Below are 14,860 nucleotides of genomic sequence, written 5' to 3'. Positions count from 1 at the left end.
ACTTAGTTCCCCACGGCAGCCAGCAGGCTCTGCAACATCTCGTCGACGGTGGAAATGATCTTCGACGATGCCGAATAGGTGCGCTCGACCTGGAGCATCAACGACATCTCGTCGTCCATGTTGACGCCGTTGACGTTGGACAGCGCCGCGGTGCTGCGGTCGAGCAGCGTGTTCTGGTACTGGACGCTGTCGTCCGCGGTCTTGCGCTGGCTTTCGATCCAACTCGCCGAGGAGGAGGCAAACTCGATCACGCTGCCGCTCGGCTTGGCCTGCGCCGCGACGGCGAATGGCTGCGGCGCGTCCATCTCGATGATGAGCTGCTGGAGCCGCGCGGAGAAGCCGGCATTGCCGGTGGTGTTGTAGTTGAAGGCAGCGTTGCCGCTGATTGCGCCATCACGCAGCAGGTTCGGGTTGCCGCCCGCCGCAGGATCGACCGAGGCTGCGATGCTGATCGTTCCGGCGAGACCCACCGAAATGGTGGCGCTCGCGGGCATCGCCGGCGCACCGGGATAGGTGAAGAGGCCCGGCCTGTCGGCCAGCGTGGGGGTAGCTGACTGATCGCTCTCCTTGAAGGCGTCGATCAGGCCGCGCGCAATTTCGTCGAGCTGGCTCTGGTATGTAACCGTGGCGTTGTCGCGCAATTCGGCGAGACCCGCGAGCTTGCCCGTCTTGATCGGCATCACCGAATTTGCGCCAGTCACCGGGACACCGTCGATATAGACTGCATTGCCGGTGGTGCCGGGCGTATAGACGTTGGTCGCCGCGAAGCTCACCGTCCGCGCCGTCTTGTCGAACAGCACGACACCGCTGTCGGTGTAGAGCGCCGCATCGCCGTTGGCGCGGAGCGACATCGAAACGCCGACCTCCTGCGACAGCTTCGAGACGATCGTGTCGCGCTGGTCGAGATAGTCGGTGACGTCGTCACCGGAGATCGTCCCCTTCACGATCGCGGTGTTGACCTTGTCGAACTGGGCGAGCAGCTGATTGATGTTGGCGACAGACGTCGCCATGTCGGCGTCCGCGCCCTCGCGGACGGACTGCACGGTCTTGGTCGCCTGGTTGAGGTTCGCCACCATGTCCTTGGCGGACGTCACCGCGGCCTGCGCCAGGGTCGCGTTGTCGGTGGAGTTCGCATATTGCTGGAGCGCCTGCTTCAGCTTGGTGAGCTGGGCGGTCGGCGACTGCTCGAGCTCGGGATCGTCCACCGTCGAGGCCGCGATCTTCTGGAGGCCGTCATAGATCACGCCCTGCTTGGCGGACGCCGACGTCGCGGTGAGAACGTTCGTGAAAAGGCCTCCGCTCGCGGCGCGCTGGATCGCCGCGACATAGACGCCGGTGCCGGGGAGATTGTCCAGCACGGCGATCTTGCGCGAATAGCCGGTCGCGTTGGCACCGGCGATGTTGCGCGAGATCGTCGAGGACTGGATGCCCGACGCCATGAGCGAGGCGCGAGCGGAGTCGAGAGCGGCGGTAAGGGACATGATCTGCTCTTGCCCGGGATGAGCGCTCGAGGATTCAGCGCTTCAGGTTGACGACGACGTCGAGCAGGTCGGCACCCGTCTGGAACGATTTCGAGTTCGCGGTGAAGCCGCGCTGCGCTTCGATCATTCCGGTGAGCTCGTCGGCAAGATCGACATTGGAGTCTTCCAAGGCGCCGGACTGGATCGTGCCGAGCCCGCCGGCGCCGGCGTTCCCGGCCTGCGCATTGCCGGAGTTCATGTTGGTCGAATAGACGTTACCCGGCTCGGGCGTCAGATTGTCGGGGCTCGCGACGTCGGCAAGCATGATCGTGTAGAGCGTCAACTGCTGCCCGTTCTTGAGAATGGCCGTCACGTGGCCGGCCTCGTTGACATCGACCTTGTCGATGGCCGCGGGGACGCTGCCATTGACGGTGGCCTTGAAGCTGAAGTCGGTTCCGACCTGCGTCATGTTCGACAGGTCCATGGTCAGCGCCGCACCGCCCGGGACGGTCACGGTGAGGCCCGTCGGACTCGCCGCCGCCAGCGCGCCCTTGCCGGCCGCCGTGGTGTCGAAGGTGAACGTGGTGGCAGCGCCGAGCGACGTACCTGTCGCGGAGTCATAGACCTGGACCTGCCAGGTGTCCGAGCCGGCGGCCGTCGCGGTGTGGGACATATAGACGTCAAGCGTCACGGCCTGGCCGATATTGTTGTAGGCCACGATCGAGCTCTTCGACGAATAGGACGCCGGGCCGGGTGGACCGGCAATGACGGCCGCCGTCGGATCCAGATTGCCGGTGGTGAGCGTCCCCGCCGTCGACGGCACGGGCACCTGCGAGACCTGCGCGATGTTGACGATCTGCATTCCCGCCAGGCTGTTCTGCGAAAAGTTGGTCACGAGGCCTGGCTGGCCGAGGAGATAGTAGCCGGCAGCGTTGACGAGGTTGCCCTGGCTGTCAGGCACGAAGGAGCCGGCGCGCGTCAGATATTGCTGCGTGTTGTCGGCGTTCGACACCACGAAGAAGCCGTTGCCTTGAACGGCAAGGTCCGTCGTTGACGTGGTGAACTGGGTATGTCCGGCGTCGCTGATGGCGTAACGAACGGTCGTCTCGACGGCACCGGAGTCATAATTGCCCGAGCCACTCTTCAGGATCAGCGAGGAGAATTCGGTGGAAGCCCGCTTGTAACCGGTGGTGTTGACGTTCGCGATGTTGTCAGAGACCGTCGACAGCTTGTTGGACTGCGCAGACATCCCGGAAACGCCGGTGCGCATAATGCCGTAGAGGCTCATGGATTGGGCTCCTGTGGTAGGTTGCAATTACAATGAGGGTTGTTGCTTGCGCGGGGCTGATGGTAAGGAACCGTGCACAACTTCACGTGGTCGCATCGCCCCGTCAGGTCGTTTTCGGCTGACAGAGCGACCGCGCCTTGTCGGTCCACGCGCCGAAGCCGCTCGACACGAGATGGGCAACGATGTGACAGACGTAGCGCTTCTGCGCCGGCTGGTTGTTGGGCCCTGCATTGTAGCGGGCGACCGCCATGGTCCAGCTGCCCTCGCGCTGCTTCAGCTCCTTCAGGAAGCGCGCGGCGTATTCGACGTTCCGGGCCGGATCGAACATCGCGCGCACCGAGCCGAACTTGTCGCCGTGATAATAGTGGTTGATCTGCATGCAGCCGAGGTCGATCAGCTTGATGCCCTTAGCTCGCATCGCTTCGAAGTTCGCGATCGCATCGTTGATGTCCTTGGCGAACACGGTCTGGCCGTCGGCGCCGAGCGCGAAAGGATGGAGCGCGCCGCGACGTCCGGTCTCGGTGAGGCCGACCGCATAGAGAATGCCGAGCGGAATCCCGTGCTGCTGGGCCGCACGCGCCATCTCGCGTTCGCAGGGGCGCGCGCCGTCGGCAGCCGCCTCCGCCGCGCCCGCGTTACAGATAAACAGGGCCGCGACGATTCTGCGGCGCCACGTCCTGGTCATGACGCGTCTCCTGATTGGACTGGCGCTCCTGCCGGGCCTGCTTCGCGCCGCCGTCCGACTGCCCCGACGACATGGCGCCGCCGGACGAGCCTTGCGACTGCGATGGTGGCTGGTGCTGGCTCGAAAGCTGCGGCTGCGACTGGCCGGAGCCGCTCTGGAATCCGTCCAGCGAGCCGTGCTGAACCGGCGCAACGTCGGCGACATAGCCGGCCGACTGCATGAGATCGCGAATCGAGTCGCGCTGCTGGTCCAGCATCTGGCTGGTATCCTTGCGTTCGGCCGCGAGGTGGACGGACACTTCGGTGCCGACGAGACGCAGGCGCACTGTGACGTTGCCCAGCGCCGGCGGCTCGAGATTGATGGTCAGGATCTTGAGCGGCTGATCCGGCGCGTTGGCCTGGGACGCCGCGGGATCGGGGACCGCAGCGGACGTCGGAGATTCCTTCAGCTCGGCAACGACCGCATTGGCGACCTGTTGCGGCGCGTTGAACTGTGCCGGCGGCAGATGGGTCTCCTGCTGTACCACGGTGACCTTGGTCGCCTCGGGCAATGCATCCCGCGCCGAGGCTTTGACGGCGCGCTCCACATTGGCCGTGACAGCCTCGAAGCCGGATGCCGCCGGCATTGCCTTCGGCGTAGTCTCGCTACCTTGCTGTGCGGTCGCGGCCACTTGCGCAGCCGCAGTCTGTGGCCGCGTGCCTGTCGAAGCGGCAGCGGGCGGCGCTGAATCGACTGCGTCGATTTTAGCCATGCTCGCAGCCTGAGCTTCACGCCTGGTCGTGGATGCGCGCTCGTCGCGCGCGACCGCGTCCTTCCTGTCGCCCACCGACGATTGCATCTGCGATTTCACCGCTGGTGCGACAGCGAATTCCTGTCCGACCATCGCAACAACGATCGGCCGATCCGAGACGTTCGTCTTCGCGCCGTGGTCGACCGGGCTGTCCGACGATTTATCGGCCTTCTCGTCGGAAGACTTCCGAGTGGACTTGGCCTCGTCGGCTGCCGCGGGGCGTTCATGGACCGTCTCGCCCTTCGTCTTGTCCTCTTCGCCCGGCTGCGTCAGACGCGTCCGCAACGATGCCGCCTTCACGCTGGCGTCGCCGCCCTCATCGTTGAGCGCCTTCTTCGCAAGATTCGAGACATTGCGGAGCAGATCGTTGAACGACGAGTCCGCCGACGATTTCGCCCCTGCGTTCTTGCCGGAGCGCGACGTCCCGCGCATGTTGAGGCTTTCGGCGAGGCCCGAGAACGGCTGTCCGGAGGTTCCGCTGAGTTTGGTCATGGACGGCGATCCCTGGTGAGAAGCTCGAGTTCGCCGAGCTGCTTCTGTGCGCGCGCGATGGTCGCGGTCGATGACGCCAGATCGAGACGCGCCGGCGTTGCGGGAGACTTGTCGGCGGATCCGCCCATGAACGGCTTGCGGATGTCGAGCGCGAGCTGCATCGCCACATTCAGGAGGGGAACGTCGCGCTCGGGCAGCTTCGATCGGTCGAGTGCCTTCAGCTCGGCGAGACCGCCGTCATACTCGTCGGTGAGCGCCCGCGAGGCGCCACGGAAGAGATGGGCACGCTCGCGGTCCGCCGACGCATCAGCACTGAGCGTCAACGCGCGCTCGCTGGCGAGCCGCGTCACGGTCAGCCGTCCGCGCAGCATCGCGGCGCGTGCGATCACGAGATGGAGCTTGAGGCGGCTCGCGCGGTCGATCTGCTCCAGCAGCGCCGTGATCCGCGCAAATCGGCTCTCGTCGAGCGCGAGGCTCGATTGCGTCAGGCCCGTGGAGAAGCGCTGCCAGAAATCGCCGGCATAGATCGAATTGCGATAATGGCGGATATAGGCCAGCGTCAGGAACTCGAACTTGTCGAAATCCTCGGCCTGCCCAACCAGCAGGATCTCGCGCCGCAGCGCCGCCTCCTCCACCAGCGTGCCGGGCAGGAGCAGGCGCGCGTCGTCGAGGCGCTCGATCGCGAATGAGGCCTCGGAGCGTGCGAACAGCGCGCCCTGGACCAGCGCGACCTGCCCGCCGAGGCCCGAGGGAATCGCGCGCGGCTTGACGTCCTTGAGCAACTCGCGAGCCTCGTCCTGGCGACCCTCGACATAAGCGAGCGCACCATTGAACAGCCGCTCATCGATGTTCATCTTGTCGCGCGGCAGCTTGCGGACGATTTGCGGCGCGCCGCCGCTGAGGAGATAGATGACGACGGCCTGGCCGTTCTGCGGATTGCTCCACACGCCCGCATCGGCGGCGAGAAATTTCTCGCCGACCTGCCGGATCAGCGCGAGGTGGTTGCCATGGGCCGCAGTGTCACCGTTGGCGATGCCGTCCTGCACGGCCTGCAACGCGCGCACGAGCTCGTACGGCTCGCCCGATGTCGATGCCGGGATCGGTGCCGGCTCGGCCAATGCAGCCGGCGCCGTGAACGGCAGCAGCATCAGGAGCGCGACGCATAGGAGTGGCCTGGTCAAGGGCGCTTCTCCCGGATCAGGATCTCGATCCGGCGATTCTGCGCGGCCGCCGGGTCGTTCGGAAGTTTCGGCCGCCGGTCGGCGTAGCCTTCGACATGCTCGATCCGCTGCGCATCGACGCCGGCGCGGACCAGCATGTAATAGGCCATCTGCGCGCGGGCGGTCGACAGCCGCCAATTGTCGTAGGTGTCCGACTTGTAGGGCCGATTGTCGGTGTGACCGCGGACGATGATCATGCCGGACTGCTTCGTCAGCAGCGGGCCGATCTTGTCGATCACGCGAATGAGTTCGGGCCGCGGTTCGGCCGAGCCGACCGCGAACATGCCGAAGCTCGCATCGTCGGTAAGGCTGACCAGAAGGCCTTCCTCGACCTGACGAACCTCGGCCACAGGTCCCGCGCCGGCCTTGACGTCCGACAGCGCGTCCGCGATCGCGGACTGAAGCTGCTTGACCGTCGGCTGCTGGGCTTGCGCGGCATCGCGCGGTTCGGAATCCTTCATCGTGGTGTTGGGGCGTGCCTGCGCAGCGGCATTGCTTTGAACGGGGGCTTGAGCACTCCCCTCGCGCGATGCTTGCGAGGGCGCAGGCCCCGGCGGCAGCAGCGGCGACAGGCTCGCGGACGGGCTATCTGCGTTCGGCGCCACGCTTCCGCCGGCGTCCTCCACCTTGGCACGGCGAGCCTGCGGCTCGCCCTGCCCCGCGCCGGACACCTCGCGCGCGGAGGCATTCGGCTTCGGCTCGCTCTCGATGATGCGATCCGCGTCCTTGGCGGCCTGCGGCGCCAGCCTCCAATAGCCGGGATCGAAGGGATCACGGTAGGCATCGCCGCCCTTGAGTCCGTCCTCTTCGGCAGAGGCCAGTGCGCCGGCGCGCCGCTGGCCGGTGGCCTGGTTCGCACTATTGGCGATCTCGGCAAGCGTCGCATAGGGATCGCGGAACAGGACCTTCTCTTCGTAGGAGGCGGGTTTCTCGGCGGTCGGAGAATCGCCGCGACGCTCTTCATTGGGCCCGGCCGGCTGACGCTTGCCGTCCTGGCCTTCGAACGACGACGGCTCCTTCTTCGAGAGATCCTTCAGACCCTTCGGAGCAGGTGCGTTCTCCGCGAGCTTGATCGGATTGAAATAGCTCGCAACCACCTGCTTCTGGTCCTGGTTGAGGGCGTTGAGCAGCCACATGACCAGGAAGAACGCCATCATCGCGGTCATGAAATCCGCATAGGCGATCTTCCAAACGCCACCATGATGCGGCTCTTCGGCGAAGGCGCTCCGCCGACGGATGATCACGAGCTCTGGCTTGACCTCGTTCATGGCGAACTACCGGCGCGCCTCTTTCAGGCGTTCACTCCATGCCGAGATCTGTGTCTCGATCACGGTCTGGTCGGCCACGGCGCGGACCTCGAAGGTGTCGGCGGTTTCGTACGCGATGCCCGTCCGCCGGGTCTTCTCGAGCTGCACCTTCACGAGGTCGAGCAGTTCGCTCGGGCCGGTGACCTTGAACACCGGCATCGGTGAATTGCCGGTCAGCGCCGCGATCTGCTCGACCAGCGACCCGATCGCCTTGTCGCGGACCGCCTCGTTGAGGAACGGCAGCAATATCCGCGCCACTGAGCTTGCGATATTGGTCTCGATCTCGCGGCAAGCCGCCTCGAAACCGTTGACGATGGTGGCCGCCTGCTGGTCGGACCATTTGGCCCGCTCCTCGCCGAGCCGGATCGCGCTGCGGACGCGTTCCTCCGCAAGCCTGGCGTCGCCTTCAGAAACGCCGGCTGCATGGCCGCGCCGATAGGCATCGTCCAGAAGATTGGCCGGCGTGGCTTCCGGTGCCGGAGGCGGCGGCTGAAGCTGCGGCTGCGAATGGGTCTGCGGCTGAGGCTCGCGCCGGACCTCCTTCGGCCTTGTCAGCACGTCCTGGATTTTGGGCGGCGGAGGCGCTGGCAATTTTGCCCGGCCGTTCGCGTCGAACTGCGTCAGGAGCTTTCCGATTGCCGCGTTCATGCCGCCTCCTCGCGTCGCATCCAGTCTTTAAGGATCGCGGCCGCCTGCATCTGGTCGAGCCGGACGATCTGCTCCAGCCGCTTTTGTGGCGTTCGCTGCATCTTGCCTTCGAGGTCTTCGACGAGGTTGAGCTCGGGGTCCTGACTCTCGGCCAACGCAAGGGCCGTGGCAGCTTCAAGCTCAGCGGCCTCCGCCGCCTCGGTCTGCTCCTGCTGCGCGCGATGGGTCAGAATGCCGTTGACCGCGGGCCGGAGACCGAACCAGACCAGCATCGACGCCACGGCGAGGATGGTCACCGCGTTGATGACGCTGCCGAGCTGCTTGTTGAGCATCTCGACGAAACTGATCGGCGGCACCGGGGCCAGTTCGCGCGAGCCCTCGATGAAGTCGACAGCGGTCACCTGGATCTGGTCGCCGCGCGCCTTGTCCAGCCCACCGGCCGTGGCCGCGAGCTGGCTGATCTCGGCGAGCTTGCTGTCGAGGATGGCCTGGTTGCTCTTGTCACCGAGATCGGCGACGAGACGCGCGCGGTTGACGAGGACGGCGATGAACAGCTTCTTGACCGAATAGCCGTCGCTCACCGTCGTCGTGGTCTTGGACGACACCTCGAAATTGGTGACGTCCTCGCGGCGGGTCTTGTCCTCGCTGGAATTCTTGCTGCCGCCGGCATTCACCTGCTGGTCGGGAAGGTTCTGCTGGACCGTGGTCGGCGTCGAACGGTCCGCGTTCTGCGAGGACTCTTTCTCGCGCACGTTCCGCACCGAACGCTCGGCGCGGCTCTCGGGATCGTAGACGGTCTCATTGATCTGCCGCTTGTCGGTGGAGAGCTGCGGCGCGACGCTCACCTCGAAATTGTCGAGGCCCAGATACGGCGTCAGCGCCTTGCGGATGTTCTCCTGCACCATGCCGCCGACCGTCTTCTGGAGGCTGGCCATCTTGGTCGGCGCAGCGCTCGCCTCGTCTTCCTCGGCGAGCAGCATCGAGCCGTCGGCATCCAGCACCGTCACCTTGTCGCGGCTCATGCCGGGAATGGCGGCGGCGACGAGATGGCGGATCGACTGCGCCGTGCGCGCCTCGATCGCGCCGTCGGTGCGCAGCACGACGGATGCCGAAGGTGGCTGCTGCGTCGCGCGGAACGAGCCGCGCACCGGCAGCACGATATGCACCCGCGCCGCCTTGACGCCCTTCATCAGCTGAACCGTGCGCGCGATCTCGCCCTCGAGCGCGCGCAGCTTGGTGACTTCCTGCATGAACGAGGTCAGGCCGAGCGAGCCGATCTTGTCGAACAGCTCGTAGCCGGAATTGGCGCTGGTCGGCAGCCCCTTCTCGGCGAGCAGCATCCGCGCCTGCATGGTCTGGCTCGGGCGCACCGAGACCGCATCACCGGCAGCGTTGATATCGAAGGTGATGTTCTGCTCGCGCAACGCCGCACCGATGCGCGTCACGTCTTCGCGAGTAAGGCCGGTATAGAGGGTTTCGAACTCGGGCCGGCTCAGATAATAAGCACCGCCGACGACGGTGACGAGAACGGCAAAGCCGATCAGTCCCAAGGCCATCAGGCGTCGCGGCCCGAGCTCGAGCAGATTGTTGAGCAGTTGCTGTATCTGCGCGCGACTGAGCATATGACCTCGTAGCAATGCGAACGTATAGGACACTCCGCTGCCAACCTTGTCTGAAGGTTGCGCGAGGACGCGAGCGCGCCAGTTCGCGGACGAGGCGTTGCAATTTTGCAAGAATTTCAATGACGCAATCGACGTCGGCAACAGACGGCCGGACACATACGGCTCGCGAGGCCGCGACACATCGATGAAGTCTGACGTCGAGAAATCAAAATCCGGGCAGGCCTGATGCCCTCATATCCGACGTTCACGACGGTGACCGTGCTTCCAAGGGAGCACGGTCGTTTTCGAAGGCGACGTTTAGCTGCGGAACAGCGACAGGATGCTCTGGCTGTTCTGGTTGGCGATCGAGAGCGCCTGAACGCCGAGCTGCTGCTGGGTCTGGAGCGCCTGAAGGCGGGTCGATTCCGCGTTCATGTCGGCGTCGACGAGCTGGCCGATACCGCGATCCACCGAGTCCATCAGCGACTTCACGAATTCCGTGTTGTTCGAGATGCGGTTCTTGATGGCGCCGAGGTTCGCGGCGGACTGGCTGACCGTGTTGATCGCGGCAGTGACCTGCGCGATGTAGCCATCGAGCGTGGTCTGGTCGGCCGCCGAGTCGGTCAGCGCACCGATGCTGATGGTGTCGACCGACGCACTGCCGCTCACCGTGTCCAGGATGCCGCCCGTGGTCGCGGTGTAGAGCGAGTAGTTGGCGACCGTCACCGTGATGGTGTTGATCGTCGGCGTGCCGCCGACGCGCGAGAACGACGACACCAGGTTGACCGTCGCCGGGGTGGTGGCGTTGGTGCTCAGCCAGTTGACGCCGTTGAACGTCGCCGCGTTGGCCACGTTCTTCATGTCCTGCTGGATCTGGGTGATTTCGGCCTGGATCTTGGTGCGGTCGATGCCGGCGGTCTTGGCTTCGACCAGCAGCGCCTGGAGCTTGGTGAGGCCGGAGTTGCTGTCACCGATGACCTTGTTCAACGCGGTATACTCGGTGTCGACCGTCGCAGCCGACAGACCGAGCGAGTCGGACACGGCAGAGAGCGCGGCGTTGTCGGCACGCATCGAAGTTGCGATCGACCAATAGGCCGAGTTGTCCGAAGCGGTCGCGACACGCTGGCCGGTCGAAATCCGGTTTTCGGTGGTCTGCAGGCTGGCGCTGACATTCCGAAGGGTCTGGAGCGCAGTCATTGCAGCGGAGTTGGTAAGCAGGCTGGAAGCCATCTTTGATGTCCCTTTGAAGATTGAATTGAGTTTGGGGACATACCGGGCTTGCACCGGTACGACAGGGCGGCATCATGCCTTTGGGCTGCGAAAATTCGCGTGAGCCCAATCCGTCGTAGCGGCGAGACTAGCCAGCGAAGCTTGTGTGGGGCTTGTGGCGCTGTGATCCGACTGCACCAGCGCAGCGGAAATCATTGACGCGCGACAACGCGTCAAACGAAAGGGCCGCGCTTCGCGAGAAGCGCGGCCCAGCCGGGACTGTCTTGCGACTTAGCGGAACAGCGACAGGATGCTCTGGCTGTTGTTGTTGGCGATCGAGAGCGCCTGAACGCCGAGCTGCTGCTGCACCTGGAGGGCCGCCAGGCGGGTGGATTCCTGGTTCATGTCGGCGTCGACGAGCTGGCCGATACCGCGATCGACCGAGTCCATCAGCGACTTCACGAACTCCGAGTTGTTCGAGATGCGGTTCTTGATGGCGCCGAGGTTGGCGGCACCCGAGGAGACCGTGCCGATTGCCGCGGTGACCTGCGCGATGTAGCCGTCGAGTGTGGTCTGGTCGGCCGCCGAGTCGGTCAGCGCACCGATGTTGATGGTGTCGACCGACGCGCTGCCGCTCACCGTGTCCAGGATGCCGCCCGTGGTCGCGGTGTAGAGCGAATAGTTGGCGACGGTGACGGTGATCGAGCCGGTGGTCGGCGTGGCGCCGACGCGCGAGAACGACGACACGAGATTGACCGTCGCCGGCGTGGTGGCGGTCGTGCTCAGCCAGTTGACGCCGTTGAACGTCGCCGCGCTGGCTACGTTCTTCATGTCCTGCTGGATCTGGGTGATTTCCGACTGGATCTTGCTGCGGTCGATACCGGCGGTCTTGGCTTCGACCAGCAGCGACTGGAGCTTGGTCAGGCCGGAGCTGCTGTCGCCGAGCACCTTGTTCAGCGCGGTATACTCCGTGTCGACCGTCGCGGCCGACAGACCGAGCGAGTCGGAGACGGCGGAGAGCGCGGCGTTGTCGGCGCGCATCGAGGTCGCGATCGACCAATAGGCGGCGTTGTCGGAGGCGGTGGCCACGCGCTGGCCGGTCGAGATCCGGGTCTGCGTGGTGGAGAGTTGCGAGCTGACAGACCGCAGGGTCTGGAGCGCGGTCATGGCGGACGAGTTCGTGAGCAGGCTTGACATTGCGAATGTCCCTTTATGTACGCGTTACATTTTCATCAGGGGACATACCGGGCTTGCACCGGTACGGAGGGGCGGCATCATGCCTTTGGACTGATGTGGGTGAGGTCCAACCCGCCGTGACGCCTTGCTACCACGCCGAATCTTGCCGCCGGATTAAAATCGCCTTGAATATCATCGCTGTAGCGGGGGACTCGCAGTTACCATCCGCTAACCATGATCGCCGCTCTGCTTCACGAGAACGAGCGCACCAGTCCGGACGCCAACAGATTCCAGCCGTCGATCAGCACGAAGAACAGCATCTTGAACGGCAGTGCGAGGATGGTCGGCGGCATCATCATCATGCCCATCGACATGGTCAGCGTCGCCACGATCATGTCGATCACGAGGAACGGCAGGATGACGAGGAATCCGATCTCGAACGAGCGCCTGAGCTCGGAGATCATGAAGGCCGGGATGATGACGCGCATGTCGATCCGCTTGTCGTCGAACTTCCTGCGAAAGCTTTCCGCGGCGAGCGCCTCGAAGGTCTGGAGATCCTTGTCGCGGACATGGGCCAGCATGAACTCGCGGAACGGATCGGTGATCTTCAGATAGGCCTCTTCCTCCGAGATCTCGTTCTTCATCAGCGGCTGGACGCCGGTCTCCCAGGCGCGGTCGAATGTCGGCGCCATCACGTAGAACGTCATGAACAGCGCGAGGCTGATCAGCACCAGGTTGGCCGGCGTGGTCTGGAGCCCGAGGCCGGCGCGCAGGAACGACAGCGCGACCGCGAATCGCGTGAAGCTCGTCACCATGATGAGCAATCCCGGCGCCACCGACAGCACCGTGATCAGCGCCATCAGCTGGATGATGCGGCCGCTGGTCGAGCCGTTGCCGGGCGGCAGCAGCGAGTTGAGGTCCGGAATCTGGGCCAGCGCCACCTCGGGCAGCACGACCAGCATCAACGCTAGCAGCAGGACTCTCACTCTCACTGGATCACCAACGTCTCAATGATCAATTCGCGGACCTTGCCCGAGGACCGGATATTGGCGCGCTCGGTGAGGTCGTCGCGCAGATGCTGGAGCCCGCGCGATCCCTCGAATTGCGCAACCGATGCGGACCGCAAGTAAGTGACAATGTCCTCGCTGATGTGGGCGGCCAGGATGCCGGCATCGTCGTCACTCATGCTGTCGGTCACCATGGAGGCTTCGACGCGGGCCCAATTGTTGGCCGGTGCGGCGAGATTGGTCACGATCGGGGACAATTTTCGAAGCCGCGCGCTGCCGGCGTAGCTCGAGGCGAGGGGCGGCGGCGGCGCGCTCTTCTTCGCATCGGCGACGCGCTCGGCAGCCGCGAACAGATGCAGGCCGGCCAGCGCGCCCGCACCGATCGCGACGAGGGTCAGCACGACAATGGCCGCAATCAGGCGCATCACGTCCCCTGCCCTCGCGACGCGGCCCGGCCGGCGCGGATCTCAGAATGGTGCCACGGCGTCATAGATCCGATGTCCCCATCCAGGCTGCTGCACGTCGGACAGATTTCCGCGACCGCCATAGGACACACGCGCCTCGGCGATCTTGTCGTAGGAGATCGTGTTGGCCCGCGAGATGTCGCGCGGACGCACGATGCCGCCGACGTTGAGCACGCGCATCTCCGTGTTGACGCGAAACTCCTGCGAGCCGCTGATCATCATATTGCCGTTCGGCAGCACGTCGGTGACGATGGCCGCGATGGACAGCTTGATGTCCTCGGTGCGATCGATCTGACCGTTGCCCTTGATCTGGGTGTTGGTGCTGAGGTTGGCGTTAGCCGAGCCCTTGTCGTTCCATCCGGCCACGTCCATCAGCCAGTCGAGCCCGAACTTGATCTGCGAATCGCGTGAGCGGTCGGTCTTGTTGTCGAGCTTGGCCTTGTCCTGCATCGAGATGATCACCGTTACGACATCGCCGGTGCGCCGGGCGCGGGGATCGCGGTAGAGATCGGTGCCGTCGTCCCAGGTCGAGCGATAGCTGACGGGCGTGCGCATGCGCGGCGTCACCGGGATCGGATCGGCCTGCGTCCGCAGGCCGCTCCCGACCGGCGACAGGCGCGGGCCGGTCAGGACCTCGGCCGGATCATTGACGCATCCGGCCAGCGACAATAGCGACACGATGAGGATCAGATTCTTCATCTATTTGGTCTTTCCGTCGTCCACGCGACGCATTCCGCCGAGCAGGTCGGCAAGGTGCGCCGCGCGCGCCGTATCCATCTCGTTGAAGATCGCACTCGAGTTCCGCGGGCTGAGCTTGGCGAGCACGGCGGCGGCAGTCTCGTCGGCCATGCCGGCAATCTGGGTCGCCGCAGCCTCCGGCTTCATGCGCGAATAGATCTCGACGACGCTGGCTTCGGCCTTCTTCAGGAAGTCGTCGCGCAGGGCCATCCACTTCTCGTATTCGGCGCGCTTAGCCTCCACCTCGGCGATCCGCTCGCGGAGCAGGTTCTCGGCCTTCTCCAGTTCCTTGAGCTGCCAGGCCAGCCTCGCATCGACGGCGGGGTCGGCCACGTTGCTACAGAACAGCGCGACCTCGTTGTCCGCAGGCGCGACAGCCTGCGGCAGTGCGGGCTTCGGTGGCGCCGTGACGCTGCCGGGCTTGGCCGCACGTACAGGCGCTGGCGCCGGTGCCGGCGTCTCGGAAGCGGGCACAGCGCCGGTGATCGCGGGTCCTGAATCTTCGGCCGCCCACGCCGTGGCACGGATGGAGGTGCTGTCACCAGGGATCGGCGTGGCCGGCTTCTGCGGTCCGGGCCCGCGGGCACGCGCGAAGGACAGCAGGTTGAGCGGCCTCGACGGCTTCGCCTCGTCCAGCGCCAGCACGGGCGAAGCGCCCGCAAGCGTCCACACCGCGACGAGGAGGAGTTTGGCTTTGTGATCCAGCTTCAGCATCGGCCCGCGTGCGATTCTCGGTCGAGACCAGAGCATTGAGCGACCAAGCTTGCACGACGCT

Annotated in this window: 14 protein-coding genes; all 14 read right to left on the bottom strand. The window is 65.0% G+C overall.

Annotated elements, in window-relative coordinates:
* Window positions 1-2: 2 nt before the first annotated feature.
* Window positions 3-1,481 carry a flagellar hook-associated protein FlgK gene (flgK, locus tag NLM27_RS00320; protein ID WP_254141438.1) on the bottom strand — a complete coding sequence of 493 codons (1,479 nt, stop codon included), beginning with the start codon at window positions 1,479-1,481 and terminating at the stop codon, window positions 3-5.
* A 34-nt stretch (window positions 1,482-1,515) separates the two neighbouring features.
* Window positions 1,516-2,748 (bottom strand): flagellar hook protein FlgE, encoded by a 1,233-nt coding sequence (locus NLM27_RS00315; RefSeq protein ID WP_254141437.1) that lies wholly within the window; start codon window positions 2,746-2,748, stop codon window positions 1,516-1,518.
* 103 nt (window positions 2,749-2,851) lie between these two features.
* Window positions 2,852-3,433 (bottom strand): transglycosylase SLT domain-containing protein, encoded by a 582-nt coding sequence (locus NLM27_RS00310; protein WP_254141436.1) that lies wholly within the window; start codon window positions 3,431-3,433, stop codon window positions 2,852-2,854.
* Entirely contained in the window at window positions 3,384-4,715 is a 1,332-nt protein-coding gene (locus tag NLM27_RS00305; RefSeq protein WP_254141435.1) for a flagellar hook-length control protein FliK, read from the bottom strand. The genes NLM27_RS00310 and NLM27_RS00305 overlap by 50 nt, the downstream gene beginning before the upstream one ends.
* The gene (locus NLM27_RS00300; protein WP_254141434.1) at window positions 4,712-5,896 is read right to left on the bottom strand and encodes a chemotaxis protein; all 1,185 of its coding nucleotides are present in this window, start codon (window positions 5,894-5,896) and stop codon (window positions 4,712-4,714) included. The genes NLM27_RS00305 and NLM27_RS00300 overlap by 4 nt, the downstream gene beginning before the upstream one ends.
* The gene (locus NLM27_RS00295; RefSeq protein WP_254141433.1) at window positions 5,893-7,203 is read right to left on the bottom strand and encodes a MotB family protein; all 1,311 of its coding nucleotides are present in this window, start codon (window positions 7,201-7,203) and stop codon (window positions 5,893-5,895) included. The genes NLM27_RS00300 and NLM27_RS00295 overlap by 4 nt, the downstream gene beginning before the upstream one ends.
* Window positions 7,204-7,209: 6 nt before the next feature.
* Entirely contained in the window at window positions 7,210-7,890 is a 681-nt protein-coding gene (locus NLM27_RS00290; protein ID WP_254141432.1) for a hypothetical protein, read from the bottom strand.
* Complete coding sequence (gene fliF, locus NLM27_RS00285) at window positions 7,887-9,512, bottom strand: flagellar basal-body MS-ring/collar protein FliF (RefSeq protein ID WP_254141431.1); 1,626 nt, start codon at window positions 9,510-9,512, stop codon at window positions 7,887-7,889. Before fliF ends, NLM27_RS00290 begins: the two co-directional genes overlap by 4 nt.
* Before the next feature lie 297 nt (window positions 9,513-9,809).
* A complete protein-coding gene (locus tag NLM27_RS00280; protein ID WP_254141430.1) occupies window positions 9,810-10,721 on the bottom strand; it encodes a flagellin in 912 nt (303 codons plus the stop codon).
* Window positions 10,722-10,991: 270 nt separating this feature from the next.
* Window positions 10,992-11,897 (bottom strand): flagellin, encoded by a 906-nt coding sequence (locus NLM27_RS00275; RefSeq protein WP_254141429.1) that lies wholly within the window; start codon window positions 11,895-11,897, stop codon window positions 10,992-10,994.
* 230 nt (window positions 11,898-12,127) lie between these two features.
* On the bottom strand, window positions 12,128-12,868 hold the full coding sequence (gene fliP, locus NLM27_RS00270; protein WP_254141428.1) for a flagellar type III secretion system pore protein FliP: 741 nt from the start codon (window positions 12,866-12,868) through the stop codon (window positions 12,128-12,130).
* Window positions 12,865-13,308: a flagellar basal body-associated FliL family protein gene (locus NLM27_RS00265; protein WP_254141427.1), complete on the bottom strand. Its 444-nt coding sequence runs from the start codon at window positions 13,306-13,308 to the stop codon at window positions 12,865-12,867. Before NLM27_RS00265 ends, fliP begins: the two co-directional genes overlap by 4 nt.
* 42 nt (window positions 13,309-13,350) lie before the next feature.
* Window positions 13,351-14,046, bottom strand: a complete 696-nt coding sequence (flgH, locus tag NLM27_RS00260; RefSeq protein ID WP_254141426.1) for a flagellar basal body L-ring protein FlgH — start codon at window positions 14,044-14,046, stop codon at window positions 13,351-13,353.
* A complete protein-coding gene (locus NLM27_RS00255; protein ID WP_254141425.1) occupies window positions 14,047-14,799 on the bottom strand; it encodes a MotE family protein in 753 nt (250 codons plus the stop codon).
* Window positions 14,800-14,860: the final 61 nt, after the last annotated feature.

The organism is Bradyrhizobium sp. CCGB12, assembly GCF_024199845.1.
In the GTDB taxonomy this organism is placed as follows: domain Bacteria; phylum Pseudomonadota; class Alphaproteobacteria; order Rhizobiales; family Xanthobacteraceae; genus Bradyrhizobium.
Note: the sequence above shows the minus strand (reverse complement) of the source record. Positions and strands in the feature narration are given on the sequence as shown.